The following is a 25092-nucleotide window of genomic DNA, read 5'->3' on the forward strand; positions in this document are numbered from 1 at the left end:
GTGGAGCTGCACTCGGCTGCCGCACCACGTTGGCGCGGCCAGCCCGGGCGCCTGGAGGTCTGGTATGCGACGCTGTCGGATCCCGCAACGCGGGCCGCGCTCTGGGTCCACTACGAGACGGTGTCGCCGACGTCGGGCAGCGCAGAGGGTCCCTATGCGCACGGCTGGGCGAGCTGGTTCCCCGCCGACGGCCCACCGCACACCGAGCGTTTCGGTCCCGAACCCGCAGCGCCGGCCACGGGGCCAGTTTGGCTCAAGGTTGCCGATGCTCGAATCGCCTTGGCGGAGCTGGCCGGACGAGCCGGGTCACTGGGGTGGGACCTGACCTGGACGGACACCGGTGGGCCGCTGTGGACCTTCCCGCGGTCGGCGTGGGAACGCGAACTGCTCCCCGGCGCGCAGGTGGTGCTCGCCCCGACCGCAGAGTTCACCGGCTCGCTCAGCACCGGCGACACCGCTCACCGCGTCGACCGGTGGCGCGGTGCAGTGGCGCACATCTACGGGCACGGCAACGCGAGGCGCTGGGGGTGGATCCATGCCGACCTCGGCGACGGCGACGTGCTGGAAGTGGTCACCGCGGTGTCGCGCAAAGCCGCCTTGCGCAGACTCCCACCGATGGCATTCGTACGGTTCCGTATCGACGGAAAGGATTGGCCGGCAAGCGGTTTGCCATCGTTACGGATGCGGACCAGGCTGGGCTTGCGGCATTGGCAGCTGGCAGGACGTATCGGCGGAAGCCGGGTGCTGATCCGTGTCGACCAGCCCGCCGAGCGATGCGTGAGCTTGGGCTATACCGATCCTGACGGCGCCGCCGCGGTGTGCACCAACACCGAACAAGCCGACATTCACGTCGAGATCGACGACCGCCGCTGGTCGGTGATCGGCACCGGCCACGCCGAGGTCGGCTTACGGGACGCGTCGGCGCCCGGTCAGCTCTCGAGTTTGTAGCCCAGGCCGCGCACCGTCACCAGATGTATCGGGTTGGCCGGGTCCGCTTCGATTTTCGACCGCAGGCGCTTGACGTGTACGTCGAGTGTCTTGGTGTCGCCGACATAGTCGGCGCCCCACACGCGATCGATCAGCTGCCCACGAGTCAGCACCCGTCCGCTGTTGCGCATCAGGTACTCGAGCAGGTCAAACTCCTTGAGCGGCAAGGTGATCGGCTCACCGTTGACCGAGACGACGTGGCGCTCGACGTCCATCCGCACCGGCCCGGATTCCAGCACGCCGTCGGTGACCTCGGAGTCGTCGTCGCCGCGGCGGCGCAGCACCGCCCGGATCCGGGCAATCAGCTCACGCGCCGAATATGGCTTGGTCACATAGTCATCGGCGCCCAGCTCCAGGCCGACGACCTTGTCGATTTCGCTGTCACGCGCGGTCACCATGATCACCGGCACGCTGGAGCGCGATCGCAGTTGCTTGCACACGTCGGTGCCAGACATTCCCGGCAGCATCAGATCGAGCAGCACGATGTCGGCGCCGGCCCGGTCGAACTCGGCCAGCGCGGATGGGCCGTCGGTCACCACGGTGGCCTCGAAACCCTCTTTGCGTAGCAGAAACGCCAGCGGATCAGCCAGCGATTCTTCGTCCTCCACGATCAGGACACTGGTCACGGGCGCCACTCCTCCTCATCGCTTCGCTCTGCATCGTCGTATGCGCAGGTCATCGGTGTAGTTCTTCCTCTCGTTGGGGAACCTTGGGTCGGATTTCGCGCTGGGGCGGTTGGTCGGTCTGTTCACACTCGCCGTCGTATGCCGGGATGGACAACGTGAACGTCGACCCCGTTCCCAGCTGGCTCCACAACCCGATCGTGCCGTTGTGGTTGGCCGCGACGTGCTTGACGATGGCAAGGCCGAGCCCGGTGCCACCGGTGGCCCGCGAGCGCGCCTTGTCGGCGCGGAAGAACCGCTCAAAGACCCGCTCCTGGTCTTTGCGGGCGATGCCGATGCCCCGGTCGGTGACCGCGATCTCGATGTTCTCGCCGCGGCGACGGCGGCTGATGGACACCAGCGAGCCGGGTGGCGAATACGCGATCGCGTTGGACACCAGGTTGGCCAGTGCGGTGACGAGCAGGGCCTGTTCGCCCAGCATTCGCAGACCACTCGGTTCGTCGGTCCGAACCGTGATATCGGCGTTGTCGGCCGGCACCTTGTGGCGTGAAATCGCTTCGGACACAACGATGTCGACGTCGACGGCGTCCATATCCGGCAACCGCTCCGCGCCCTGCAGCCGGGACAGCTCGATCAGCTCGCTGACCATGTCACCTAGCCGGTTGGCCTCGACGAGCACCTTCTCGCCAAACCGCCGCACCGTCTCGGGGTCGTCCGCGGAGGCCAGCAGGGCCTCTGCGAGCACGGCCATCGCGCCGACCGGCGTCTTGAGCTCGTGGCTGACGTTGGCCACGAAGTCGCGCCTGGTGGCCTCCATCCGTGCGTATTCGGAGTGGTCGTAGACGAAGACCACGGCGAACCGGCGATCCTCCTCGCTGAGCAGCCGGGCCTGTCCGTGCACCGACAGGCCCGATCGTCCCGGAACGAGCCGCTTGCCGGGCAGCAGGTCGAACTCGACGTCGGCGCCGTCGCCCAGGGTCTGGCGCGCCGCCTTCCAGGCCTCGTCGTCGAGCTGACGCTCGCGCACCAGGCCGAGCTCTTTGGCCCGGCTGTTGTGATAGACCACGTCGCGGTGACGGTCCACGACTGCGGTACCAAGCGGCATCAGCGCAACAATGCGCTCCAACATTTGCGCGACGGTGATCCCGGCGGCTTCGACGGCCACCCGCTGGCGTCGCTCCCGACCCCGCGGTGCCAGTCGTGCGCCTAAGCCGACGCCGACGGCCAATGCCACGAGGAACAACACCCCGGCCAGTGACAGGACCGAGAACACAGTCACATTAAAATCCTACAAATCCGGTGAACGCCGACCCAGCAGCGCAAGGCCAAAATCGGACATGTCACACGCGACAAGACAGGTGTTCCACGGCTGTTCATGCCACGTTTGCCCTTCGCCCAGGAAAGCGGGGCTACCGCGCGCCTTGGCTGGCCACCGCCGCCGCGCCCGCGGCAGCGGCTTCCGGATCGAGATAGCTGCCGCCGATGACCGTGGGCCGCATATCGGCGTCCAAGTCGTAGCGCAGCGGAATGCCGGTGGGGATGTTGAGTCCCACGACGTCCTCGTCGGACATGCCATCCAGATATTTGACCAGGGCGCGCAACGAATTGCCGTGTGCGGCGATCAGCACCGTCTTGCCGGCCCGCAGATCCGGGATGATGACGTCGGTGAAGTACGGCAAGAACCGGGCCACCACGTCGGCGAGGCATTCGGTCAGCGGACCGCCGCCGATGTTCGCGTAGCGGGGGTCGGTGTCCTGGCTGAACTGGCTGCCCTTTTCGATCGGCGGTGGCGGGGTGTCATAGCTGCGCCGCCAGGTCATGAACTGCTCGTCGCCGTAGCGCTCCTTGATGTCGGCCTTGTCCAGGCCCTGCAGCGCGCCGTAGTGCCGTTCGTTCAGCCGCCAGCTGCGCCGCACCGGAATCCAGTGCCGGTCGGCGGTGTCCAGCGCCAGGTTCGCGGTGGTGATGGCCCGTCGCAGCAGCGAGGTGTACACCACGTCGGGCAGCAGATTGTGCTCGGCGATCAGCTCACCGCTGCGCAGCGCCTCGCCGCGGCCCTTGTCGGTTAGGTCGACGTCGACCCAGCCGGTGAACTGATTGCTCGCGTTCCATTCGCTCTCGCCGTGGCGGAGCAGCACCAGCGTGGCGACCGCGTTTCCCATGGTGGCAAGTCTCTCACCCCTCGCCGGCGGCCTTCGGCGGGACCGGGTCGCGGTGAGGTGAGTCACATCGGGCTTGAGACGATTGATACCGGTATACAGTTACTCCGTAACCGAGTATCAGAGCGTCCGGCCGAGGAGGATTCGATGAGCGAGAAGACAACGTGCATAGTCGTCGGCGGCGGCCCTGCCGGAATGGTGGCGGCTCTACTGCTGGCCCGAGGGGGCGTGGAAGTGACCGTGCTGGAGAAGCATGCCGACTTCCTCAGGGACTTCCGCGGGGACACCGTCCATCCCTCGACGCTGCGGCTGCTGGATGAGCTCGGCCTCTTCGAACGGTTCGACGCGCTGCCGCACACCAAGCTCACCGGATGGGGATTAGACCTGCCCGATGGCCGTAAAGCGCCCGTCATCGACTTCACTCGGCTGCGCTTGCCTCATCGCTACATGGCGATGGTGCCCCAGTGGGACCTGCTCGACCTGCTGGCCGAAGCCGGGCGGGAGGAGCCGACTTTCACCCTGCGGATGAGCACCGACGTCACCGGGCTGCTTTACGAGGCAGGCCGCGTCGTCGGAGTGCGCTACGACAGCCCCGGTGGGCCGGGCGAGCTGCGCGCCGACCTGACGATCGCCTGCGACGGGCGCTGGTCGCTGTGTCGGCGCGAGGGCGGCCTCGTCCCGCGCGAGTACCCGGTGGACGCCGACGTGTGGTGGTTCCGGCTTCCGAAGGCCGAGGGCGTCGGCGACACTCTGCTGCCACGGTTCAAAGACGGCTTGTTCCTCGGCGTCATTCCGCGCAAGGACTACCTGCAAACCGGCTACTTCCTCCGCAAGGGCGCGGACGCCCAGCTGCGGGCTCGAGGCATCGAGGCGCTACGCCGCGACATCGTCACCGCCATTCCCGAGCTGTTCGAGGCCGTCAACGGCCTGGAATCGATGGATGACGTCAAGCTGCTCGACATCCGGCTCAACCGGCTGCGGCGGTGGTACACGAACGGGCTGCTGTGCATCGGCGATGCCGCGCACGCCATGTCCCCGGCCGGCGGTGTCGGCATCAACATGGCCGTCCAGGACGCGGTGGCTGCGGCGAGGCTGCTGGCGGCACCGCTTCGCGAACACCGAGTCACCGCCAGGGACTTGGCCGCCGTCCAGCGCCGCCGCGAGTTCCCCACGGCAGTCACCCAGACGTTTCAACGCTTCCTGCATGCGCTGATGCGCCGCGCGATCGATTCCGGCAAGACGCCATCACCCAACAAGCTGTTGCGCGTCGTGGCTCGCTTTCCGCAGCTGTCGGTGATCCCCGCGTACCTGATGGGCGTCGGCGTCAGGCCTGAACACGCTCCGGAGTTCGCACGCCGGGCACCCCAACCGGTATCCGCGATTAGCTCCAACGAAAGGGATTGACGCTCATGGCATTTGCTGCGTCAACGGTTGGCGAAGTGCCCGCCGACGTGGTCGAGGCCGCGCTGCGTGCCGCCGAGAGCCTCGGGCGGGACGTCGCCGATGTACCGCTGATCGCCATCGCTCGCGAGGCCGGGATGTCGCGCAGCACGCTGATCCGGCGGTTGAACGGCTCCCGGCAGCCGTTGGACGACGCCGTGCGCGCCGCCGGAGTGGAGCCCGGCGGCCGGCCGCCGGTGCGCGAACGCGCTGTGCTTGCGGCGGCGTCGCTGATCAGCGACCGCGGCCTGGCCGCCGTGACATTGGAAGCGGTTGCAGCGCAAGCCGATTGCTCAGTACACAGCCTGTATGCGGTGTTCGGTGGCCGCGACGAGTTGTTGCACAGGGTCTTTGACCGCTACGGCCCGATCCTGGATCTCGACGAGGCGGTCTCTGACCAGAATGCCGAGCTCCGCGAAACCGTGCATCGGGTCTACCGGGTACTGGCAGAGGCGTTCAGCCGCGAACCGCGGGTGGCGCCGGCGATGCTAGCCGAAGGGCTGGCCCGTCCGACCTCACCTGCGGTGCAAGCGCTTTTGCAGTACCACGTGCCGCGCATGCTGGCCGGCGTGGGCCAGTGGCTGGCGGGTGAAATCACCGCGGGGCGTATCCGAGACCTGCCGTTGCCGTTGCTCATTCAGCAGATGCTAGCGCCGATCGCCGTGCACACCATGGTTCGGCCAGCCGTCGAAAACATCCCCGAGATCGAACTGCCGGAGTTGGATCAGGCGTGCGTGGTGTTCGCCGACGCATTCCTGCGCGCGGTCGCGACTTAGTCGTCGTCTTCGTCGAGTTGGTTGCTCGACTCTCCCCCGCAAGCGGGAGGTGCCCCCACCTCATCGCGCTTCGCGCTCTGCATCGTCGTCTTCGATCAGGTGGGCGAACGCCTGCAGGTTCTTCAGCGACTCACCGCGGGAGACCCGCCACTCCCATTCCTTTTGGATCGACGACCGAAAACCCAACTCCAGCAACGTGTTGAAGTCGGTATCCACCGCTTCGAGCACCTGCCCGAGCACCCGGTCGATCTCGGCCGCGTCCACCGACGCCAACGCCATTCGGCCCACCAGGTAGATGTCGCCCACGTTGTCCAACGTGTAGGCCACCCCGTACAGGCGGCGGTTGCGCCTGAGCAGAAACCGGTAAACGCCTTCGTGGTTCTCGTCGGGCTTGCGGCACACGAACGCCTCGATGCGCACCGAGTGCTCGCCGATGCTCAGGATGGTGTTGGTCTTGAGCTTGCGTTCCCCGGGCAGCTCCACGATCAGTCCCGGCAACCCGCCGTGCGAGCCGGGATGCCGTGAATACGTCAGGTCGCTGGCGTCCAGCGTGTCCTCGATCAGCTGCTGAACGTGCGGCACCGGCGGCGCCCCGCGATCGCCGGCTTGGGTCATTGGCGCCACTCCTCGATCCCGGCCACGCCGGCATCATCATCGTCGGCGCACGTCATGCCCAAGCCTCCCGCCGCGTTGGCCGTCTTCTGGCCCGCCGGGCCAGCGACAAATCGCTCACAGAACGCCGCGCGGCGGTGAATTCGCTGATCGCCCGCCGGTAGCTGGCCAGCAGCGCGTCGACGGTGTTGTCCCAGGAGAACGTCGCCGCATGCTCGACCGCAGCGCGGCGCATCGCCGCGGCACGCGGTCCGCCGAGCCGCAACATGTGGTCGATGGCATGCGCCCACCGGTCGACATCGTGACCGGACACCAACGTGCCGCTCACCCCGTCGCGCACCGCCACCGGTAGCCCACCGACCGCAGCCGCCACCACCGGCGTGCCGCAGGCCTGCGCCTCCAACGCGACCAGACCGAACGACTCCGAATAACTGGGCACCGCAACCAGGTCGACAGCCTGGAACAACGTGGCCAGGTCTTCTCGCGACTGCGGGGGCAGGAACGTCACCCGGGCAGTGATACCCAATTCGTCGGCGAGCCGAACAAGACCGTCCGGGGCGGCTCGTCCGCTGCCCGACGGCCCGCCGGCTACCACGACGTGCACCCGCGGCAGCTTGGCCGCCGCGCGCAGCAAGATGTCGGGGCCCTTCAGCGGTTGAATTCGCCCGACGAACGCCACCACCTCGCCGTCGGCAGGTAGCCCCAACTTCGCCCGGGCGGCGCGGCGGTCACCGGGCCGAAACACCCCCAGGTCGACGCCAGGGTGGGCGACGTCGATCCGGGCGGGGTCGGAGTGATGTAGCGAAATCAGTTGTCCGGCTTCGTCTTCGGTGTTGGCGATCAACCGGTCGGCTTCGTCGACCACCTGCTGCTCGCCGACGGTGCGCAGCGGCGGCTCGGGTATGTCACCTTCGGCCAGGGCGGCGTTCTTCACCGCGGCGAGCGTGTGCGCGGTGTGCACCAACGGCACCGACCAGCGGTCGCGGGCCAGCCAGCCGACCTGACCGGACAGCCAATAATGCGAATGCACAATGTCGTAATAACCCGGTTCGTGGGCGGCTTCGGCGCGCAGCACTCCGGCGGCGAACGCGCACAGCTGCGTCGGCAGATCGTATTTGTCCAGCCCTTCGAACGGCCCGGCCACCACGTTGCGCACCAACACACCGGGTGCCACCTGCACGATCGGCGGATCGGTGGACGCGGTGGCCCGGGTGAAGATCTCCACCTCGACGCCCCGTCGAGCAAGATGAAGCGCACTCTGCAGCACGTACACGTTCATCCCACCGGCATCCCCGATGCCCGGCTGGGCCAGCGGCGATGTGTGCACCGCCAGCACCGCGATGCGGCGCGGATCGGTCAACTCGGAGGTGTCCAGCCGAGAAAAATCAGTGTGGCCCACGGTCTCATCTTTGCAGGACCGCTCCGCGTGCCCCGAAGGCGCAGGTCAGGCCGGTGTCTCGGTGGCAGCCTCCAGCGCGACGACCGGCGGTCGGGCGCGACGCATGGCACTAAGCGGGTCGGCGTACAGCCCGGCCAGCGACACGATGCCGGCCCCGGCCTCCTGCACCCGGTTGCCGAAGGCGGTGACCCGGATGTCGCGCGGCGGCAGCACCGAGCGCGCGACGAACGCCGCCTCCACGTGCTCCATGCCCTCCGGATACTCGGTGAACGCCTGCCCGCCGACCACCAGGTCGTCGGGGTTAAGCAGATCGCGCAGCAAGGCGACCGCTTCACCCAGCACCTTGGCCCGCTCGGCAAGCAGGTCTGTGGCCTGCTGGTTGCCACTGCGTGCCGCACGCAGCAACTCGGTGACGGTAGCGGTGGATCCGGGATTACCGGCCGGCAGAATTCGCATCCGGCGCGCCGCGGCGAGCACGGCCTCGTCGCTGACGGTGGATTCCAACAGCCCGGAACCACCCAGCAACTCCGACTGCACGGGCAGGTTGGCGATGGTGCCCGGTCCGCTGGCGGGACTGTGCACGCGCCCGCCGATCGACAGCGCATAACCCACGGTTTCGCGCGCGTAGACGTAGAGGCTGGTGGTCGCGTTGGGCCCAAACCGGCGCATACCGAGCAGCAGTTCCGCCGCGGCCATCGCGTCGACGTGGGATGCCACCGACACCGGCAGACCCAGCGCCTCGGCGAACACGGGTCCGACCGGCGCGTCGCGCCAGCTCAGCCGGGCGTGGTCGACGTGCCCGCTGGCGCCGTCGACGATGCCGCCGATCGCCACCCCGACCCACAGCGCCCGCCGTCGATGCCACCGCCTCAGGTACCGCCGGGCGCCGTCGGCCAACGAGGCCAGCGCGGGCTCCTGGGCACTGCGCGGTGTCGGGGTTTCGACGGCGTCCAGGGTGCGGCCCAACAGGTCGGTGGCCACGATGCTGGTGGTTCGGGCCCCGATGTGGATGCCCAGCGTCAGAAACGGCTCGTGGTTGACCTCGACCGGCACCCGGGGACGCCCGATGGCACCGGAGACCGCCAGGTCGGCGCGTTCCCGCAGGATGCCGGCCTCTAATAGGGCGGTGACCTGGCGGTTTACCGTCGCAATGGAAAGCGAACTGATCTGGGCGACGCCGTCGCGGCCAATCGGGCCGCGTAGCCGCACGGCCCGAAAGACCGACGCTGCGGCGCCGTCGGACAGCTGCAGCAACGGCGCAATAACGCGGTGGCGCCCGGGTGGTCTGCGGCCGGGCCGGCCGTTGGGCTGGCTATGAGGGTGGGAAGTGAATGTGGTTGAGCGCACGTGGTGTGTCCTTGTCTGAGTTCCGATGGCGGTCCATGCCGCGCATCGTGGCGAGCGCTTTGGGAGGTCGCTCAGGCGCGGCTAGCTGCGCTGCAACAACACGCGCAGTCCGCGAACGGACAGGCGCCGAACAAGGCACTGGAGTACACACGAGGAACTTAGCACGGTTACTAGAGTTGTTCAGGTGAATGACACTGAGCAACGGATCGCGGTGGTCACCGGCGCCAGCGCCGGTATCGGCGAAGCAACCGCGAGAACTCTTGCCGCGCAAGGTTTTCACGTGGTCGTCGTGGCACGTCGAGCCGACCGCATCAATGCCCTGGCGGCCGAGATAGGCGGAACCGCCATTGTGGCCGATGTCACTGATGGTGCGGCGGTTGATGCGTTGGCGGCTCAGCTGAAGCGGGTGAACGTGCTGGTCAACAACGCCGGCGGGGCCAAGGGCCTAGAACCGGTTGCCGACGCCGACCTGGAGCACTGGCGGTGGATGTGGGAGACCAACGTGCTGGGCACGCTGCGGGTCACCCGTGCGCTGCTGCCTAAGTTGATCGACTCCGGGGACGGCCTGATCGTCACCATCACTTCGGTTGCGGCGATGGAGGTTTACGACGGCGGCGCCGGCTACACGTCAGCCAAACACGCACAGGGCGCGCTGCATCGCACGCTACGCGGCGAACTGTTGGGAAAACCGGTGCGGCTCACCGAGATTGCTCCCGGAGCGGTCGAAACCGAGTTCTCACTGGTCCGATTCGGTGGCGACCAGCAGCGTGCCGACGCCGTCTATACGGGCATGACGCCGTTGGTGGCCGCCGACATCGCCGAGGTGATCGGGTTTGTGGCGTCCCGGCCGTCGCACGTCAACCTCGACCAGATCGTCATCCGGCCGCGCGACCAGGCAACCGCTAGCCGCCGGGTCGGCCGCTAGGTGTCGTCGGGGTGCCCGACAGCGTCGGCGCATTGTGTGGGGTGGCCGGGGCGCTGCGGGGTATCGACACCGGCGACGGCTTGGCTCCGCTGGCCGGCGGCAGCGCCGACATGCCCACCCAGGTGTCCCAGTCGACGGCCCAGTCCCAAATGTCGCCGTCGGAGTAGGACAGCTCGATCGAGCTGCCGGTCACCTCGACCGGGTCGCCGTAGATCGCGCTGCTGAAGTACTGCTGGGCATCGGCGGTCGACAGGTTGATGCAGCCATTGGTGACGTTGCTGTTGCCCTGCGCGCCGGCGCTGGCCGGGTTGGCGTGGATGAACTCGCCATTGTTGGAAATCCGGACCGCCCAGCGCTCGTGTGCATTCGAATAGCCGGCGGCCGGGTTGGACATGTAGAAGTCGGCGTACTTCTCGGTGACCACGTGAACGCCGTTGCGGGTGACGTTGCGGGCCTTGTCGGCTTCGCCGTAGCTGCACGGGAAGTCCATGATGACGCCCTCGTCGCGGACCACCTGGATGCGGTGTGAGGACACTTCGGCTTTGACGACTTGGCGGCGACCGATCTCGATGGCCAGGCTCATGTCCTGCTTGCCGTAGGCGCCGTCGCCAAACGCCAGCCCGTAGAGCTTGGCGTCGACGTTGACCTTGGTGCCGGCCGGGTAGTACTCGCGGGTGCGCCAGTGCACGCGGGCGCCCCCGACTTCGTCGGGCAGCCACGCCCAGCCGCCCTCGACGGGCGGCTCGGTGGTGACTTTCAAGGCCCGCTCGACGGCGGCCTTGTCAGCGATCGGCGCGTCGAATTGGATGATGACCGGCGCCGCGACGCCGACGGTCTGCCCGTCGGCGAGCTGAAACCCGCCGTCGATCACCTTGGTGGGCGCCACGGTGGTGAGCTTGCCCTTTAGCGGGACGGCCTTGCCGTCGTGGCCGACCGCCGACCCGCTCCAGTTGTATGTCGCGTCGTAGCCGAGCGGCTCGGTGATGGTGTAGATGGTGCGGTCTCGATTGAGCGCGCCGGCGACCACCTTGCCCGACGAGTTGGTCAATGCGACGTGCTGGAACCAGCCGTCGCGCACCTCGACAGTGATCGGCGCGGTGGGCAACACCTCGGTGGTCTTGTCGGCCGGGCGGAACGTCACGCTGACCTCGGCAGGCGGCTTGGCCTTCTCCGATTGCTTACTCGACCCGCCGAAGCAGGCGGCCAGCACGTTCGGCGCGAAGATGCCGACCGCAAGGGTCGTCAAAGCCCGGCGCCGATTCACCGGCGTGAGGCCGCGCGCGGTATCCACGACTCAAAAGATACCGGCGAAATTGACCCCGGCTCGCACACGCGGATTAGAACGAGCAGCCGACCAGCACCGGCTCGGGTGTGAGTGTGACACCAAACACATCACAGACGCCGTCTCGGACGGTGCGCGCCAGCGAAATCACGTCGTCGGCGCTGGCCTCGCCGCGATTCGTCAAAGCAAGCGCATGCTTGGTCGACAGCCGAGAGCGCGCGGTTGGGACGTCCGGATAACCCTTGCCGAAACCCGCTTGCTCGACGAGCCAGCCGGCGGCGAGTTTGACGCCGTCGGGCGCCGGATAGTGCGGCACCGCGCGGCCGACGCTGTCAGCCAGCTGGCGGTAAAACTCCGGCGCGACAACCGGATTGGTGAAAAACGAGCCCACACTCCAGGTGTCGTGATCCGCCGGGTCGAGCACCATGCCCTTGCGGGCGCGCAAACTCAGCACAGCGTCCCGGACGGTCGCGGGATCCGCGCTCTCCCCCGCCGTCGCGCCCAGCGTGGCGACCAATTCGGCGTAGCGCAGCGGCGCGCCGCGGCCCGAAGCGTCCAGCGCGAACTCGACCTCCAAAACGATGGCCGCGTCGGAGTGTTTGAGCACGCTGGTGCGATACCCGAACCCCAGCTCACTGGGTGGCGCCCAGCGCACCGCGCCGCTGCGCCGGTCCAGCAGCCGGACCCGCGTGATGGTGTCGGCCACCTCGGCTCCGTAGGCGCCGACGTTTTGAACCGGCGTGGCACCCGCCGAGCCGGGTATGCCGGAGAGGCATTCCAGCCCGCCCAGTCCCGCGGCGATGGCCGCGACTACCACGTCGTCCCACACCGCCCCGGCCTCGGCCCGCACGATGTTGCCGTCGACGCTGATCTTGTCGGTGGCCAACCGCACGACGGTCAGATCGGTCAGCGTCTCGGCGATCACCACATTCGAGCCGCCGGCCAACACCAGCAGCGGCTGGCAACCCTCGCCGTCGAGCCGGCGCAGCGTGGCGACCACCTGCTCGGTGCTGGTGCAGGTGATGACCCGCGGTGCGACCGGGCCGACCCGCAACGTGGTCAGCGGCGCCAGCGGCACCGCTTCGTCGACGCGCGCACCGGCGAAAAGTGTTCCCACCACGAGTCGCAACGGTAGCCTGACCTGCTATGCCGCGTTCGTTCGACATGTCCACCGACTATGCGGTGACCGTCGAAGAGGTTCTCCGGGCGTTCAGCGACGAGCAGTACTGGTTGGCCCGCCTCTCAGATTCGGGCGCCGACGACACCACGCTGGATTCGATGCAACTCGGCGGTCCGTCCGGCAACGATGGCAGCATCGACGTGATCACCACGCAGGTGCTGCGCGCCGATCGGCTGCCGGGCCTGATCACCCAATTCCACCGTGGCGCTCTGCGGATCCGCCGCGAGGAGCGATGGGAGCCGATCGCCAACGGCTCGGCGACCGCGAACGTCACCGGATCGATCCTGGATTCGCCCGCGTCGTTGACGGGCAATGCGGTGCTGGAGCCGGTGGCGGAAACCGGCGGGGCCCGGATGAAGCTGCGGGCTACCATCGAAGTGCGCATCCCGCTGGTCGGCGGCAAGCTGGAGAACTTCATCGGCAACCAGCTCGTCGAGTTGCTGATCGCCGAGCAGCGTTTCACCACCACCTGGATCGGTGAAACCGGGTAGCAAGATCGCGCTCAGGCGCGGCCTTCCGCGGCGTCGATGGCGCCGTTGAAGAGGTCCCCGATGACCCTCTTGAGCACCGGTGTTAGCAGCCAATCAAGACCGGGGATCTTGGGTGTCGACCGCAGGTGCCAACTGACCGCGGTTCCCGTGCCGGCTTCGCGCAACTCGATCGTGCCGACATGATCCCGGACCGGCGCCCCGGAGACCAACTTGTACGCGTAGCCCGTAGGTCGCTGATACTCGATGATCTCTTCGACAATTGCGGGCCCAACCGCTTCGAGGCGCCTGACCGCACCGACACCGTTCGGCGCGGGGACTCCCTCGCGATCCAGCGTGCTGCGACGGCACAACCGCGCGTGGTCCGCGATCGCGCGGTGGTCGGTGAGGGCGTCGAACACCGTCTCGATCGGCGCCGTCGTGGTCCGGGTGAGAGTGAACTCGATCATCGGCCCACCACGCTCCCGAATACCCAGTTGTCCACCGTCATGGTTCCTCTCTTCCGCTAGGTCACTGAATTCTGGCATCCGCGGTTTTCGCCTCGCGCTTGATGGGGGTGACCCGCTGCGCCCGGCTTCGCCGCGCTTGCGATCACCCCTAGCCTGCATGGGGGTGACCCGCTGCGCCCGGCTTCGCCGCGCTTGCGATCACCGCTAGGCTGCATGGGGGTGACCCGCTGCGCCCGGCTTCGCCGCGCTTGCGATCACCCCTAGGCTGGCGGTCATGCGGATCGCGGTAGCACAGGTCCTCAGCGGCACTGATCCGGCCGACAACCTGCAGTTGGTGCGGGACTACACCGGGCGGGCCGCCGACGCCGGTGCGCGGTTGGTGGTGTTCCCGGAAGCGACGATGTGCCGGTTCGGGGTTCCGCTGGCGCCGATCGCCGAGCCGGTCGTCGGCCCATGGGCCGACGGTGTGCGCCGGATCGCGGCCGATGCCGGCATCACCGTGATCGTCGGCATGTTCAGCCCGGCCAACGACGGGCGGGTTTTCAACACGCTGCTGGCGGTGGGTCCAGAAGGGACGGGCGCCGTCAATCGGCTGGACAGCCACTACGACAAGATTCACCTTTACGACGCCTTCGGCTTCACCGAGTCGCGCACCGTCGCACCGGGCCGAGAGCCGGTCGTGATCGCCGTCGACGGCGTCTGGGTCGGGTTGACCACCTGCTATGACCTTCGTTTCCCCGAGCTCTTCACGACGCTGGCGCGCCGCGGGGCCCAGCTGATCGTGGTCAGTGCATCGTGGGCATCGGGCCCCGGCAAGCTGGAGCAATGGACGCTGCTGGCCCGGGCCCGGGCGCTGGACTCCACCAGCTATATCGTCGCGGCCGGGCAGGCCTACCCGGGTGAGCCGCTGGCCTCGGAAGCGCCCACCGGGGTGGGCGGCAGCCTGGTGGTTTCGCCGTTCGGCGAGGTGGTGACGTCGGCGGGAGCCGACCCGCAGCTGCTGGTCACCGACATCGCGCTGGATCGGGTTTCCGAGGCCCGCGAGAAGATCGCGGTGTTGCGCAACTACTCAGCCTGCGCTCATGGCGATAAGGCAGAATCGCGCAGGTGACGAATCCGCAGGGACCCCCGCATCAGGACCCGTCGGTATGGGCTCGTCCGGGCGCCCAGGGTCCGGCTACCCAGCCGGCGCCGCACGCCGAGTCGCCCACCCAGGTGGCTTCCGGCCACGGCGGGCCGCAGACTGGTTACGCGTATGAACCACCGGCCCAGCCCACGCAGCAGACGTTGCCGCCGCCCACTCTGGAGTTCCCGGCTGCGTCGCCGTACGACCAGCCGCCGTCGCAGGACCCGCCGGCCGTGAAAACCAAACGCCGCTTCATCGGCGACCCGGTGTCGATCATCTTGGTTCTGGTTATCGTGACGGCGTTGGCCGTCGCGGGTCTGATCGCAGGCGAGCTGTACGCCCGCAACCGCGCCAACAGCGTGGTGGCCGCGGCCACCCAATGCGTGGTGCAGGACAAAGCCAAAGTGTCCTTCGGTCCGAGCCCATTCCTGTTGCAACACTTGCGCGGTCACTACAACGGCATCTCCATCCACACTGCCGGAAACCAGATTCGCAGCGCCAAGGGCATGAAGGCCGACGTCAACATCAACAACGTCGACCTGCACGGCAGCGGCGACTCGAAGGGCACCATCGGCGAACTCGATGCCGCCATCACCTGGACGTCGGACGGCATCAAGGAAACCTCACAGAGTTTTCTTCCGCTGATCGGCAGCTTGGTCAACAGTGTCTCGACTGACCCCAGTGCCGGCACCGTCGAACTCAGCGGGGTCCTGGGCACCGTCACCGTGAAGCCGACGATCGCGAGCAGCGACTTGTCACTGCAGGTCGTCAAGGTCACCGCGTTGGGCGCAACGCTGCCGCATGAGACCGCGCAAACGGCGGTGGACACCTTTACCGCGACGCTGAACAAGGAGTTTCCGCTGGGTATTCACGCCGACAGCGTGCAAGTCACCAATGACGGTGTGGTGGCCCACTTTTCGACGCGCAACGCCTCGATCCCGACCGCCCAGACCGACCCCTGCTTCGCCCATGTTTAACTCAGACGGTCTGGGGTACAGGGAGTCGCACTCATGACGAACTCGCGAGGGCCATCGAGCGACGACCCGTCGGAATGGGCTCGTCCCACCAGGCCGCCCGGGCCCCCCAACCGGGGTGCGCCGCCGCGCCGTCAGCCCCCTGTGCCGCCGTCCGAATCGCCGACTCGCCACATCCGTCAGCCCGGCCGCCAGCCGGATCCGGCCGTCCGTGATGCGCCGCGTCCGCAACAGCCCGGGCCGCCGAATCGCCCACCGCAGCAACCGGTTCCGCCGAGGAGCGATCTGGGTCCCCCGCAGAATTGGCCGCCGCAACAACCGGGTCTGCCGCCCAATCCACGGCCGCGTCAGCCCGGTCCGCCACCTCCGCATGAAAACACCACCACCACCCGGATATCGACACCGCCTCCGTTGGCGGACCCACCCGCGACCGGCAAGCGCGGCTTTTTCGCCAACCGGACGGCGATCATGTTGATCCTGGCGATCGTCGTGCTGCTGGTCCTCGCGAGCGCGATCGGCGCCGAGCTGTATACCCGCCACCTGGCGAGCAGCAAGGTGGCTCAGGCGGTCCAGTGCGAGGTGCAGGACACCGCCAGCGTCTCCTTCGGCGCAGCCCCGCCGGTGCTGTGGCAAGACCTGTCCAGGCACTACAGCGACATCTCCGTGCAGACCGCGGGCAATCAGGTGCGATCAGCCAAAGGCATGAAGGTGAACCTAGACATCCGCGACATTAAACTCAACAACACCAACAACTCTCAGGGCACGATCGGGTCGCTGAGCGGCACCGTCTCCTGGTCCGCGGACGGCATCAAGCAGTCGATCCAGGCCGCCCTCCCGCTGCTGGGGAAGTTTGTCAGCGGCGACGTCACCACCAACCCGGGTGACGGCACCGTCACGCTGAAGGGCACGTTCGACAGCGCCACCGTCAAACCGCAGATCGTCAACAACGGGCTGTCGCTGCAAATCGTCAGCCTGACCGCGCTGGGCTCCACGATGTCGACGAACACGATCCAAACGGAGCTGGACAACCTCACGTCGAAGGCGACCCAGAACTATCCGCTGGGCATCCACGCCGACAGCGTGCGGGTCACCAGCACCGGGATCGAGGGCGCGTTCTCGACCAGCAACGCGACCATCCCCGCCGGCGGCAGCCAGGATCCCTGTTTCAGCAACCTCTGACGGGCCTAGCCGGTCGACGATGCGGGCCGACGAAGCGGCCCGCTGAGGAGCCGGGCAATCGGGCCTAGCTCAGTCCGTCGAGCACCGCGCGGGTGCCCGACAGCCCCAACCGGGTGGCGCCCGCGTCAAGCATCGCCAGCGCATCGGCGGCAGTGCGGATGCCGCCACTGGCCTTGACTCCAAGCCGGCCGCCGACGGTGTCGGCCATCAGCGCGACGGCAGCGATCGACGCCCCGCCCGCCGGGTGAAATCCCGTCGATGTCTTCACGAAATCCGCGGCGGCGTCTTCGGCGGCGCGGCAGACGTCGATCAGCAGTTGCTCGTCGGCCAGCGTCAACAGTGCCGCCGACTCGACGATCACCTTGAGCACGGCGGCCGGCACGGCGGCGCGCACCGCCGCGATCTCTGACCGCACCGCGTCGACGTCACCGGCAACCGCTGCCCCGATGTCGATGACCATGTCGATCTCGCTGGCGCCGGAGGCCACCGCCAGCGCTGCTTCCCGCGCCTTCATCTCGGGTAGGTGCTTGCCCGACGGGAACCCGGCTACCGCGGCGACCCGCACTCCCGCGCCGGTGGCATCGGGCACCATCGACGGCGAGACGCAGACGGCGTAGACGCCCAGCGCAGCGGCTTGGGCTGCCACCGCGGCCACATCGGCGGCGGTGGCCTCGGGTTTGAGCAGGGTGTGGTCGACGACGGCTGCCACTTGCTCGCGGGTCGGTCGGCCGGGCATCAGAAACGCTCTTCGGAACCGCCGGGGTTGCATCCGGAGCCGATCATCGCGGTGTCGTCGACGACGGGCCGCCACGGCTCCAGGTTCCAGCTGACCTTGCCGGGTTGCAGGACCTCGGCCAATTCCCAATGGCAGAGGAATTGCTCGCGCATGCCCGGTGTGCCGGCATCGGGTGCCAGTGCGAGCACCTCGGACCACGCTTCGTCGGCGTCGGGCCCCGCCGAACCGAGGCTTCTGGCGGCCGCACGCCCGGACGCCGTCGGATAAACCCGCAGGCTGGGCAGGTGGTTCCACCGGGCCCACTGCGTGTGATCGACGAACGGCGGCGGGTACCGGGGATCCTGCGGCGCTCCCGCGCCGGCGGCGCCCGGATCGGCAGACGCCGGCGCGGCACCCGACAGCACGACGATCGCGGTCGCCGCCAGGATCACAAATCGCATGCCGCTATCGCGACTTGCCCTGAATCTCAAGGAGTTTCGGCCTGACGTCGACCAGGTAGACACCCGCCGCGCAGGCCCCGATGGCGGCCCCTAGCGCGCTCAGCAGCATCGTCAGCGGCACCGCGGCGCCCAGGATCAGCAGCCACACCGGCTTGGTCATCTTGTCGGCGGCGGTGTAGGCGTCGGGTCGTTGCATTGCCGCGTGCACGAAGGCATAGAGCGCGGTCATCGCCACGGCAACCTGCAAGACGAAGACGACGGTAAGCGTTAGGTCGGTCACCGAACAAGCGTAAGCGGGCGGTGCCGAAAACGTCGACTCCGAGCCGCCTACCTGGGCGACTCGGAGTCGAGGTGGAGCAGGTCCGCGCTGCCCTTGCCGGGCAGCGCGGACCGCGTCTTACTTCTGGGTGACCTTCTTGGCCGGAGCCTTCTTGGCCGGAGCCTTCTTGGCCGCAGCCTTCTTGGCCGGAGCCTTCTTGGCGACAGCCTTCTGGGCCTTCTTGGCCGCGGCGTCGGTCTTCTTCGGCAGCTCGATGCCGACCAGCTTGGCGGCACGCTCGCCGACCGCGCGGGTCTGCGAGGCAACGGTGCCCAGCGCCTCCTGGGTCAGCTCGACGGCCTGGTCGACGTACCCCTCGGCACGCGCCGACGCGTCGTCGAAGCCGGCCTGGCTGCGCAGCCGCTCGAGAGCGGCCTCACCGCGCTCGACCAGCTCGTTGTACCGAGAGGTCGCGGCCTCGACATAGCCTTCCGCGGCGCTGCGCAGCTCGTCAGCGGTGAACCGCTCGCGCAGCTCGCGAAGCTGATCGCGCAGTTGCTCGGGCAGCTCCTCCCGCCGCTTGGTCAGGCGGGCACGGCGCTCCTCAACCCGGCTGCGGGTGTCGGTGCGGGTCTCTTCGGCGCGCTCGCGCAATTCGAGAAGTAGGTCGTTGACCGTGGCCAGGGCCAGGTCGGCGGCGCCCAGCGCGGCAAGCAGCGGGGCCTTCAGGTCGTCAATGGTGGGGTTTTCTGCCATGGTGTTTCCTTTCGTGTTTTCCTATGTGTCAATGGTTGGCATTGCTCAATCACGAGCTAGGCGGGGTTAAGCAAGGTCTACGCAGGGGCTGTCTCCTCACGGGCAGCTTCGTTCTGCTGGATGAAGGACGTGTAGATGTCCAGCAGGACCTGTTTCTGCCGCTCGGTGATCGCCGTGTCGGTGACGATGGCGTCGCGGACTTCGCTGGGCTCGCTCGGCTCGAGAATCCCGGCCCGCACGTAGAGAACCTCCGCGGAGACCCGCAGCGCCTTGGCGATCTGGTTGAGCACATCAGCGGATGGTTTACGCAACCCGCGCTCGATCTGGCTGAGGTACGGGTTGCTGACACCGGCCTTTTCCGCCAACTGTCGCACCGACACTTGCGCCGCCTCGCGCTGCGCCTTGATGAAGCTGCCGATGTCGGACGCAGCGGTAGACACCACGGCGGCGAGCTTCTCCTCCTGCGCCACAGCGACTCCTTGCGTCAATCGTCGGTACGAACGTAACCCACAGTAAAACCTAGTGCTAACTTTTGCAAGCACTAGTTAGCAGTGCTCAGAACAGCAGCTGTGCGATTGCGTAGATGACCAACCCCGCCAGCGAGCCCACGACGGTGCCGTTGATCCGGATAAACTGCAGGTCACGGCCGACGTGCAGCTCGATGCGCCGGCTGGCTTCCTCGGCGTCCCAACGCTCGATGGTGTCGGTAATAATCGCGGTGATCTCGACGCCGTACTGGGCGACCAAGTGCTCGGCGGCCCGCACGATCCAGTTGTCGACCTTGTCTCGCAGATCGGCGTTGTCGCGCAGCGATTCACCGATGCGTGCCACCGCGTCGGTGATGCGGGTGCGCAAGGCGCTGGACGGGTCGTCCACCCCCTCGAGCACCAGGCGTTTCAGCGTCTTCCAGGCCGTCGCCGCGGCGTTGGTGACCTCCTCGCGGGCCATCAACTGCTCTTTGACCGCCTCGGCCCGCGCGATCGTCGCCTCGTCGTGCTGCAGGTCGTCGGCGAACTCGAACAGAAAGCGGGTCGCCGACCGGCGCAGCTCGTGATCCGGGTTGCGGCGCACCTTGTCGGTGAAGTCCATCAGCTCGCGGTGAATGCGATCGCCGACGAGATGGTCGATGAACCGCGGCGACCAGGTCGGCGAATCGCGCTCGACTACCCGCTGGATGACCTCGCCGGCGTTCAGCGACCACTGAAACGCCCGGTCGGCGAGCAACTGGATCAGGGCTTCCTGCCGGTTCTCGGCCAGCAACGTGGCCAACACGCGGCCCACGGGCGGACCCCACTGCGGCTCGGCGAGGCGTCGCACGATCATCCGGTCGATGACGGTCTGGACGTCTTCGTCGCGCAGCAGCTCCACCATCACCCGCAGCACGGTGGCCGTCTCGGCGGCTACCCGCTGGGCATGCGAGGTCTCCGAGAGCCACTTGCCCAGCCGGCTGGGGATCTCTGCGTCGCGAATCTTGGTCCCCACCACCTCCGGCGACAGGAAGTTCTCCCGCACGAAGGTTCCCAGGCCCTCGCCCAGCTGGTCCTTCTTGCGCTTGATGATCGCGGTGTGCGGTATCGGGATCCCGAGCGGGTGCTTGAACAGCGCCGTCACCGCGAACCAGTCCGCCAAGGCACCGACCATGCCGGCCTCCCCGGCGGCGCCCACATAGCCCACCCAGGTGGCGGTGACGCCTGCGGACTGCGCCCACCGGCAGCCCAGGAACACCGCGGTGGCGCCGACGAGAAAACTCAGCGCCACCACTTTCATTCGGCGCAGTGCCCGACGCCGCTCGGCATCAGCCTGCGGATCGGCCCCGGCGAACGACTCGGCTAAGGACGCGGGTTTGCGGGACTCCAGCGCCGGCAGGGTTGCCAGATCCCTGCGCGCCGCCTGCGGGCCCCGCGAATCGGCTCGGTGTTTGGGTCCCGGATTGGGTCTGTCGTTCAGTCCCAGTGCCACCACACCATCATCCGCTATCGGAGTTGCTCTTCGGCGACAATGCGGGCCGTTCACGGCCCGAGAAGGAGCCGAACAAGAGGGCGGGGCGGCAACAATGCGCGGCCTGCGGGTTCGCTGGCCGCGACACCAAAGCCCGACGATCGGGGCCGGTAACTGTTACCGGCCTGACGACGAAACACCATCATAGGAGGTGCAGGGCGAGAAAGCTGCGTCGATAAGCCGTACTATCAAGAAGATCGAGTGAATGGGAATCGGCAAATAGTGGCAAAGCACGTCTCCGCCGGGACGGTAAAAACCGATGGCCGGAAGCGACGTTGGCACCAGCACAAGGTGGAACGCCGCAATGAGCTGATCGACGGGACGATCGAGGCGATCCGACGCCGTGGTCGCTTCGTGAGTATGGATGAGATCGCCAGTGAAATCGGCGTCTCCAAGACCGTGCTCTACCGATACTTCGTTGACAAGAACGATCTGACGACCGCCGTGATGATGCGCTTCGCGCAAATCACCCTGATCCCCAACATGTCGGCGGCCCTGTCGTCGAACCTGGACGGCTTCGAGCTGACTCGCGAGATCATCCGGGTGTACGTGCACACCGTGGCAAACGAACCCGAACCGTACCGGTTCGTGATGTCCAACAGTTCGGCCAGCAAGAGCAAGGTGATCGCCGACTCCGAGCGGATCATCGCCCGCATGCTCGCGGTGGTGCTGCGCCGCCGGATGAAGGCGGCCGGGATGGACGTCGGCGGAGTGGAGCCGTGGGCGTACCACATCGTTGGCGGCGTCCAATTGGCCACTCACTCGTGGTTGCTCGACCCACGAATGAGTGCCGATGAGCTGATCGACTATCTGACGATGTTGAGCTGGAGCGCGTTGTGCGGGATCGTCGAGGTCGCCGGCTCGCTGGAGAAGTTCCGCGGCCAACCGCACCCGTCGCCGATCGTGCCGCCGCTAGGTTCCTGACTATGGCTAACGTGACGGTCCGCTCCCGGCTCAGCTCCTGGGGCTATGCCCTGCGCACCACCAACCCGCCACCGGACGGACCGGTCGACCTGGTCACCCGTTGGATCGTCGTCACCCGCGCCGCGGTGTTGCCGATGACCCTGTTCGCCGGCTTGGTCGCAGCGCTGCTGGCAATCGGTCGACCCGGATTCGATTGGCGCTGGCTAGTTCTCGCAATCGTCGGAATCCTGTTGGCGCACACCGTCAATAACTTGATGAACGACCTTTTCGACACCCAGACGGGCCTCGACAGCGACAGCTACCCGCGCGCCCTCTACGCGCCGCACCCGGTGCTCTCAGGGCTGGTCAGCCGCCGCACCCTGCTCGTCGCGATCGGCGTGGTGAATCTCGCCGACCTGGCGATCCTGATCGTGCTGACCTGGGCACGCGGCTGGCCCGTGGTGGCGTTCGCGTTGTCCGGGTTCGTGCTCAGCGTCGCCTACACGGCACCGCCGGTACGACTCAAGAAGCGTGGCCTCGGCGAACCGGATGTGCTGGTGGTCTGGGGTCCGCTGATGGTGTGTGGAACGTACTACTCGGCGGTCGGCAGCGTCGGCTGGGACGTCCTGCTGGCGTCGCTGCCCTACGGGCTGTTGTGCACGACAGTGCTGATGGGCAAGCACATCGACAAAATCCCGTACGACGAGCCCCTTGGCATCCGCACGTTGCCGGTGGTATTGGGGGAAGCGCGTGCTCGCGCGGTGACGCTCGGGATGATGGTCGGGTTCTACCTGCTGATTGTGGCGGCGGTGTTGGCCAAGGCGATGCCGTGGCCGGCCTTGCTGGTCGTCGCCGCGCTGCCCCGGCTGGTCAAAGTGTGGCCGTATTTCCGCCGTCCGCCGCCGGACGAGCCGCCGGCCAAGTTCCCGGTGTGGCCACTGTGGTACGCGGCGTTGGCCTGGGTCCACGTACGCCTGGCGGGTGCATTGCTGGTGGTAGGCCTGGCCATCGGCGTGCTGCTGCGGACTGTTTGAGGCAGCCGCTATTTGATCAGGGTGAACTGACCGACATTGGTGATGCCTCGCCGGAAGAAGTCCGCGCAGCCGGTCAGGTACCGGATATAGCGGTCGTAGACCTCCTGGGACTGGATGGCGATCGCACGTTCGCGGTTGCCGCACAGATTGGCCGCCCACATGTCTAACGTGCGCGCGTAGTGCGGGCGCAGCAACTGGATCTTCTCCAGAACGAAGTTGGTGGCCTCCGACAACTCGAGAATGTCTTCGACGGAGGGCAGCTCGCCGCCAGGGAAGATTTCTTTCCCGATGAACCGCATGAACTTCAGGTCGCTGATTGTCACTGCTATGCCGTTGTCTCGGAAGTACCTAGGCGTATGCGCCAATATCGTGTGCAGCAGCATCCGGCCGCCATCGGGAAGGATGTCGTATGCCCGGTCGAAGAAGGCGGGGTATCGCGCGGCTTTGAACGCTTCGAAGGCGCCGATGGTGACGATCCGGTCGACCTTTTCGTCGAACTCTTCCCAGCCCTGCAGCCGCACCTCAACGTTGCGTCCCGTGGGGATCTTGGCCAGCTTGGCCGTGCTGTACTCGTACTGGTTGCGGCTGAGCGTGATGCCGATGACGTTGACGTCGTACTTCTCGATCGCTCGCTGCATCGCGCCGCCCCACCCGCAGCCGATGTCCAGCAACGTCATTCCCGGCTCGAGGTTGAGCTTGCCGAGGGCCAGGTCGAACTTGGCGTTTTGTGCCTCTTCGAGGGTCATATCGTCGCCCTCGAAGTATGCGCAGGTGTAACCCATAGTGCGGTCAAGGAATAACGAGAAGAACTCGTTCGAAACGTCGTAGATCGATTGCGATTCGTCGTAGTACGGCGTCAACTTTGACATTTGCGACAGTTACCTCACCCTTAACCAGTGTGAACCTGACGTCCAGCACGCCAATCCAGCAGAACGTCCTACGTGGCAGCCGTGTCGCTCACTACGAGCGATGTATTAATCCGGGCTTGGCCTCATAGCCAAACGGGAACTGTATCAGGTTTGACGCCCGGTGCCCGGTGTCGCCCGCCCGGGCGAACTCGGCCCTAACCCTTGACGAGGGTGAACTGTCCCACCTCAGAGACGTTCCGATTGAAAAAGTCAGAGCATCCGGTCAAGTAGCGCATGTAACGGTCATAGACCTCGGTGGAGGTCACCGCGATGGCCTCGTCACGAGCGGCTTCCAGCTTCTGCGACCAGGTATCGAGTGTGCGAACGTAGTCGGCGGTCATTTTTTGCAGACCTTCTACCGAAAACCCTGCGTTAGTTGAGTATTCGACGACGTCTTCGTCGCACGGCACTGCGCCGCCAGGAAAAATCTCTGCGGCGATGAACCGCATAAACCGAAGATCGGTCATGGTGATCGGGATGCCCATCTCCGGCCAGCGCTTGAGCGGGTGACCCATGATCGTCTGCAGCACCATTCGACCGTCGCTGGGCATAAGGCGATAGCACAAATCGAAGAAGGCCTTGTAGCGCGATTTGGGGAAGGCCTCGAATGCTTCGATGCTGACGATGCGGTCGACAGGCTCCTCGAACTCCTCCCAGCCGCGCAGCAGCATTCGCCGGGAGCGGTCGGTGTCGATCTGATCGAGCAGCTGTTGGCCCAGAGCGCGTTGGTTCCTGCTGAGGGTCAGCCCGACGACGTTGACGTCATACCGTTCGACTGCGCGCCTCATCACCGAGCCCCAGCCGCAGCCCACGTCGAGCAGAGTCATTCCGGGCTGTAGGCCAAGCTTGCCCAGCGCGAGGTCGATCTTGGCGATCTGAGCCTCTTCCAGCGTCATGTCGTCGCGTTCGTAGAACGCACAGCTGTAGGTGCGCGTCGGGTCCTGGAATAACCCAAAGAAATCGTTGGAGATGTCGTAATGGGCTTGAACGTCCTCGTAGGCCGGCCGCAATCTCGACGAGCCACCCGCCCCGCTGTCCGTCATGAGAAATTGACCCTTCAAGTGAATCTGTTCGGTCGCCAGGCTGCGCTGTTGCACACGAACTGTATAACG

The 25092-nt window shown here is 66.8% G+C and carries 26 protein-coding genes and 1 pseudogene; 10 read left to right on the forward strand and 17 right to left on the reverse strand.

Annotation, left to right across the window (positions count from 1 at the left end):
• Entirely contained in the window at nt 1-948 is a 948-nt protein-coding gene (locus VKI00_RS12255) for a hypothetical protein (RefSeq protein WP_324437722.1), read from the forward strand.
• Here the strand turns inward: VKI00_RS12255 and regX are convergent.
• The 3 genes from regX to VKI00_RS12270 form a co-directional block, all read right to left on the reverse strand.
• Nucleotides 930-1613: a two-component sensory transduction protein RegX gene (gene regX / locus VKI00_RS12260; protein ID WP_324437723.1), complete on the reverse strand. Its 684-nt coding sequence runs from the start codon at nt 1611-1613 to the stop codon at nt 930-932. The genes VKI00_RS12255 and regX overlap by 19 nt on opposite strands.
• Nucleotides 1614-1662: 49 nt before the next feature.
• Nucleotides 1663-2889: a sensor histidine kinase gene (locus VKI00_RS12265; protein WP_324437724.1), complete on the reverse strand. Its 1227-nt coding sequence runs from the start codon at nt 2887-2889 to the stop codon at nt 1663-1665.
• 130 nt (nt 2890-3019) lie between these two features.
• Nucleotides 3020-3772 (reverse strand): phosphoglyceromutase, encoded by a 753-nt coding sequence (locus VKI00_RS12270; protein WP_324437725.1) that lies wholly within the window; start codon nt 3770-3772, stop codon nt 3020-3022.
• Nucleotides 3773-3916: 144 nt separating this feature from the next.
• Here VKI00_RS12270 and VKI00_RS12275 point away from each other — a divergent pair, with 144 nt between their 5' ends.
• Nucleotides 3917-5173, forward strand: coding sequence for an FAD-dependent oxidoreductase (locus tag VKI00_RS12275; protein WP_324437726.1), 1257 nt, complete (start codon nt 3917-3919; stop codon nt 5171-5173).
• A 35-nt stretch (nt 5174-5208) separates the two neighbouring features.
• Nucleotides 5209-5985: a TetR/AcrR family transcriptional regulator gene (locus tag VKI00_RS12280; RefSeq protein WP_324437762.1), complete on the forward strand. Its 777-nt coding sequence runs from the start codon at nt 5209-5211 to the stop codon at nt 5983-5985.
• Here the strand turns inward: VKI00_RS12280 and VKI00_RS12285 are convergent.
• From VKI00_RS12285 to VKI00_RS12295, 3 genes and pseudogenes are all read right to left on the reverse strand, one after another.
• A pseudogene (locus VKI00_RS12285) lies at nt 5982-6600 on the reverse strand (YbjN domain-containing protein). The gene VKI00_RS12280 and the pseudogene VKI00_RS12285 sit on opposite strands and share 4 nt — an antisense overlap.
• Nucleotides 6601-6652: 52 nt before the next feature.
• Entirely contained in the window at nt 6653-7996 is a 1344-nt protein-coding gene (mshA, locus tag VKI00_RS12290) for a D-inositol-3-phosphate glycosyltransferase (RefSeq protein ID WP_324437727.1), read from the reverse strand.
• A 45-nt stretch (nt 7997-8041) separates the two neighbouring features.
• Nucleotides 8042-9343 carry an ROK family transcriptional regulator gene (locus tag VKI00_RS12295; protein ID WP_324437728.1) on the reverse strand — a complete coding sequence of 434 codons (1302 nt, stop codon included), beginning with the start codon at nt 9341-9343 and terminating at the stop codon, nt 8042-8044.
• 184 nt (nt 9344-9527) lie between these two features.
• Between VKI00_RS12295 and VKI00_RS12300 the strand changes: the two genes are divergently transcribed.
• Nucleotides 9528-10268 (forward strand): SDR family oxidoreductase, encoded by a 741-nt coding sequence (locus VKI00_RS12300; RefSeq protein ID WP_324437729.1) that lies wholly within the window; start codon nt 9528-9530, stop codon nt 10266-10268.
• Here VKI00_RS12300 and VKI00_RS12305 read toward each other — a convergent pair.
• Both VKI00_RS12305 and VKI00_RS12310 read right to left on the reverse strand, forming a co-directional pair.
• Entirely contained in the window at nt 10246-11559 is a 1314-nt protein-coding gene (locus VKI00_RS12305) for a L,D-transpeptidase (protein WP_414687177.1), read from the reverse strand. The two genes, VKI00_RS12300 and VKI00_RS12305, sit on opposite strands and share 23 nt — an antisense overlap.
• Before the next feature lie 46 nt (nt 11560-11605).
• Nucleotides 11606-12679, reverse strand: a complete 1074-nt coding sequence (locus VKI00_RS12310; RefSeq protein ID WP_414687178.1) for a UDP-N-acetylmuramate dehydrogenase — start codon at nt 12677-12679, stop codon at nt 11606-11608.
• 17 nt (nt 12680-12696) lie between these two features.
• Here VKI00_RS12310 and VKI00_RS12315 point away from each other — a divergent pair, with 17 nt between their 5' ends.
• A complete protein-coding gene (locus VKI00_RS12315; RefSeq protein ID WP_324437731.1) occupies nt 12697-13221 on the forward strand; it encodes a DUF2505 domain-containing protein in 525 nt (174 codons plus the stop codon).
• 11 nt (nt 13222-13232) lie between these two features.
• On the opposite strand, the gene VKI00_RS12320 is transcribed toward VKI00_RS12315, so the two are convergent.
• Nucleotides 13233-13667, reverse strand: coding sequence for an SRPBCC family protein (locus VKI00_RS12320; protein WP_324437732.1), 435 nt, complete (start codon nt 13665-13667; stop codon nt 13233-13235).
• Nucleotides 13668-13941: 274 nt separating this feature from the next.
• On the opposite strand from VKI00_RS12320, the gene VKI00_RS12325 reads away from it, so the two are divergent.
• From VKI00_RS12325 to VKI00_RS12335, 3 genes are all read left to right on the forward strand, one after another.
• Nucleotides 13942-14778, forward strand: a complete 837-nt coding sequence (locus VKI00_RS12325) for a carbon-nitrogen hydrolase family protein (RefSeq protein ID WP_324437733.1) — start codon at nt 13942-13944, stop codon at nt 14776-14778.
• Nucleotides 14775-15770, forward strand: a complete 996-nt coding sequence (locus VKI00_RS12330) for a DUF2993 domain-containing protein (protein ID WP_324437734.1) — start codon at nt 14775-14777, stop codon at nt 15768-15770. The genes VKI00_RS12325 and VKI00_RS12330 overlap by 4 nt, the downstream gene beginning before the upstream one ends.
• Before the next feature lie 465 nt (nt 15771-16235).
• A complete protein-coding gene (locus VKI00_RS12335; protein WP_324437763.1) occupies nt 16236-16946 on the forward strand; it encodes a DUF2993 domain-containing protein in 711 nt (236 codons plus the stop codon).
• Between the two features lie 64 nt (nt 16947-17010).
• On the opposite strand, the gene deoC is transcribed toward VKI00_RS12335, so the two are convergent.
• The 6 genes from deoC to VKI00_RS12365 form a co-directional block, all read right to left on the reverse strand.
• Entirely contained in the window at nt 17011-17682 is a 672-nt protein-coding gene (deoC, locus tag VKI00_RS12340) for a deoxyribose-phosphate aldolase (RefSeq protein WP_324437735.1), read from the reverse strand.
• A complete protein-coding gene (locus VKI00_RS12345) occupies nt 17682-18122 on the reverse strand; it encodes a DUF2599 domain-containing protein (RefSeq protein WP_324437736.1) in 441 nt (146 codons plus the stop codon). The genes deoC and VKI00_RS12345 overlap by 1 nt, the downstream gene beginning before the upstream one ends.
• A gap of 4 nt (nt 18123-18126) precedes the next feature.
• Nucleotides 18127-18402 carry a DUF2516 family protein gene (locus tag VKI00_RS12350; RefSeq protein ID WP_324437737.1) on the reverse strand — a complete coding sequence of 92 codons (276 nt, stop codon included), beginning with the start codon at nt 18400-18402 and terminating at the stop codon, nt 18127-18129.
• A 117-nt stretch (nt 18403-18519) separates the two neighbouring features.
• Nucleotides 18520-19137: a heparin-binding hemagglutinin gene (locus tag VKI00_RS12355; RefSeq protein WP_324437738.1), complete on the reverse strand. Its 618-nt coding sequence runs from the start codon at nt 19135-19137 to the stop codon at nt 18520-18522.
• A gap of 77 nt (nt 19138-19214) precedes the next feature.
• Nucleotides 19215-19607, reverse strand: a complete 393-nt coding sequence (locus tag VKI00_RS12360) for a helix-turn-helix transcriptional regulator (protein WP_324437739.1) — start codon at nt 19605-19607, stop codon at nt 19215-19217.
• Between the two features lie 85 nt (nt 19608-19692).
• The gene (locus tag VKI00_RS12365) at nt 19693-21084 is read right to left on the reverse strand and encodes a DUF445 domain-containing protein (RefSeq protein ID WP_414687180.1); all 1392 of its coding nucleotides are present in this window, start codon (nt 21082-21084) and stop codon (nt 19693-19695) included.
• A gap of 273 nt (nt 21085-21357) precedes the next feature.
• Here VKI00_RS12365 and VKI00_RS12370 point away from each other — a divergent pair, with 273 nt between their 5' ends.
• A complete protein-coding gene (locus VKI00_RS12370; protein ID WP_324437740.1) occupies nt 21358-22059 on the forward strand; it encodes a TetR/AcrR family transcriptional regulator in 702 nt (233 codons plus the stop codon).
• A gap of 2 nt (nt 22060-22061) precedes the next feature.
• A complete protein-coding gene (locus VKI00_RS12375) occupies nt 22062-23072 on the forward strand; it encodes a prenyltransferase (RefSeq protein WP_324437741.1) in 1011 nt (336 codons plus the stop codon).
• 8 nt (nt 23073-23080) lie between these two features.
• Here VKI00_RS12375 and VKI00_RS12380 read toward each other — a convergent pair whose 3' ends face one another.
• Together VKI00_RS12380 and VKI00_RS12385 are read right to left on the reverse strand one after the other, a co-directional pair.
• Nucleotides 23081-23941 (reverse strand): cyclopropane mycolic acid synthase family methyltransferase, encoded by an 861-nt coding sequence (locus VKI00_RS12380; RefSeq protein ID WP_324437742.1) that lies wholly within the window; start codon nt 23939-23941, stop codon nt 23081-23083.
• Between the two features lie 194 nt (nt 23942-24135).
• On the reverse strand, nt 24136-25023 hold the full coding sequence (locus VKI00_RS12385) for a cyclopropane mycolic acid synthase family methyltransferase (RefSeq protein WP_324437743.1): 888 nt from the start codon (nt 25021-25023) through the stop codon (nt 24136-24138).
• Nucleotides 25024-25092 lie beyond the last annotated feature (69 nt).

Source organism: Mycobacterium sp. (assembly GCF_035314665.1).
GTDB lineage: Bacteria > Actinomycetota > Actinomycetes > Mycobacteriales > Mycobacteriaceae > Mycobacterium.

What these genes read in the sequence shown, in the direction of transcription:
- VKI00_RS12270 (WP_324437725.1), bottom strand. Translation starts at nt 3,772, where the DNA reads ATGGGAAACGCGGTCGCCACGCTGGTGCTGCTCCGCCACGGCGAGAGC.
- VKI00_RS12320 (WP_324437732.1), bottom strand. Translation starts at nt 13,667, where the DNA reads ATGATCGAGTTCACTCTCACCCGGACCACGACGGCGCCGATCGAGACG.
- VKI00_RS12315 (WP_324437731.1), top strand. Translation starts at nt 12,697, where the DNA reads ATGCCGCGTTCGTTCGACATGTCCACCGACTATGCGGTGACCGTCGAA.
- VKI00_RS12335 (WP_324437763.1), top strand. Translation starts at nt 16,236, where the DNA reads ATGTTGATCCTGGCGATCGTCGTGCTGCTGGTCCTCGCGAGCGCGATC.
- VKI00_RS12325 (WP_324437733.1), top strand. Translation starts at nt 13,942, where the DNA reads ATGCGGATCGCGGTAGCACAGGTCCTCAGCGGCACTGATCCGGCCGAC.
- VKI00_RS12385 (WP_324437743.1), bottom strand. Translation starts at nt 25,023, where the DNA reads ATGACGGACAGCGGGGCGGGTGGCTCGTCGAGATTGCGGCCGGCCTAC.
- VKI00_RS12380 (WP_324437742.1), bottom strand. Translation starts at nt 23,941, where the DNA reads ATGTCAAAGTTGACGCCGTACTACGACGAATCGCAATCGATCTACGAC.
- VKI00_RS12375 (WP_324437741.1), top strand. Translation starts at nt 22,062, where the DNA reads ATGGCTAACGTGACGGTCCGCTCCCGGCTCAGCTCCTGGGGCTATGCC.
- VKI00_RS12345 (WP_324437736.1), bottom strand. Translation starts at nt 18,122, where the DNA reads ATGCGATTTGTGATCCTGGCGGCGACCGCGATCGTCGTGCTGTCGGGT.
- deoC (WP_324437735.1), bottom strand. Translation starts at nt 17,682, where the DNA reads ATGCCCGGCCGACCGACCCGCGAGCAAGTGGCAGCCGTCGTCGACCAC.
- VKI00_RS12275 (WP_324437726.1), top strand. Translation starts at nt 3,917, where the DNA reads ATGAGCGAGAAGACAACGTGCATAGTCGTCGGCGGCGGCCCTGCCGGA.
- VKI00_RS12355 (WP_324437738.1), bottom strand. Translation starts at nt 19,137, where the DNA reads ATGGCAGAAAACCCCACCATTGACGACCTGAAGGCCCCGCTGCTTGCC.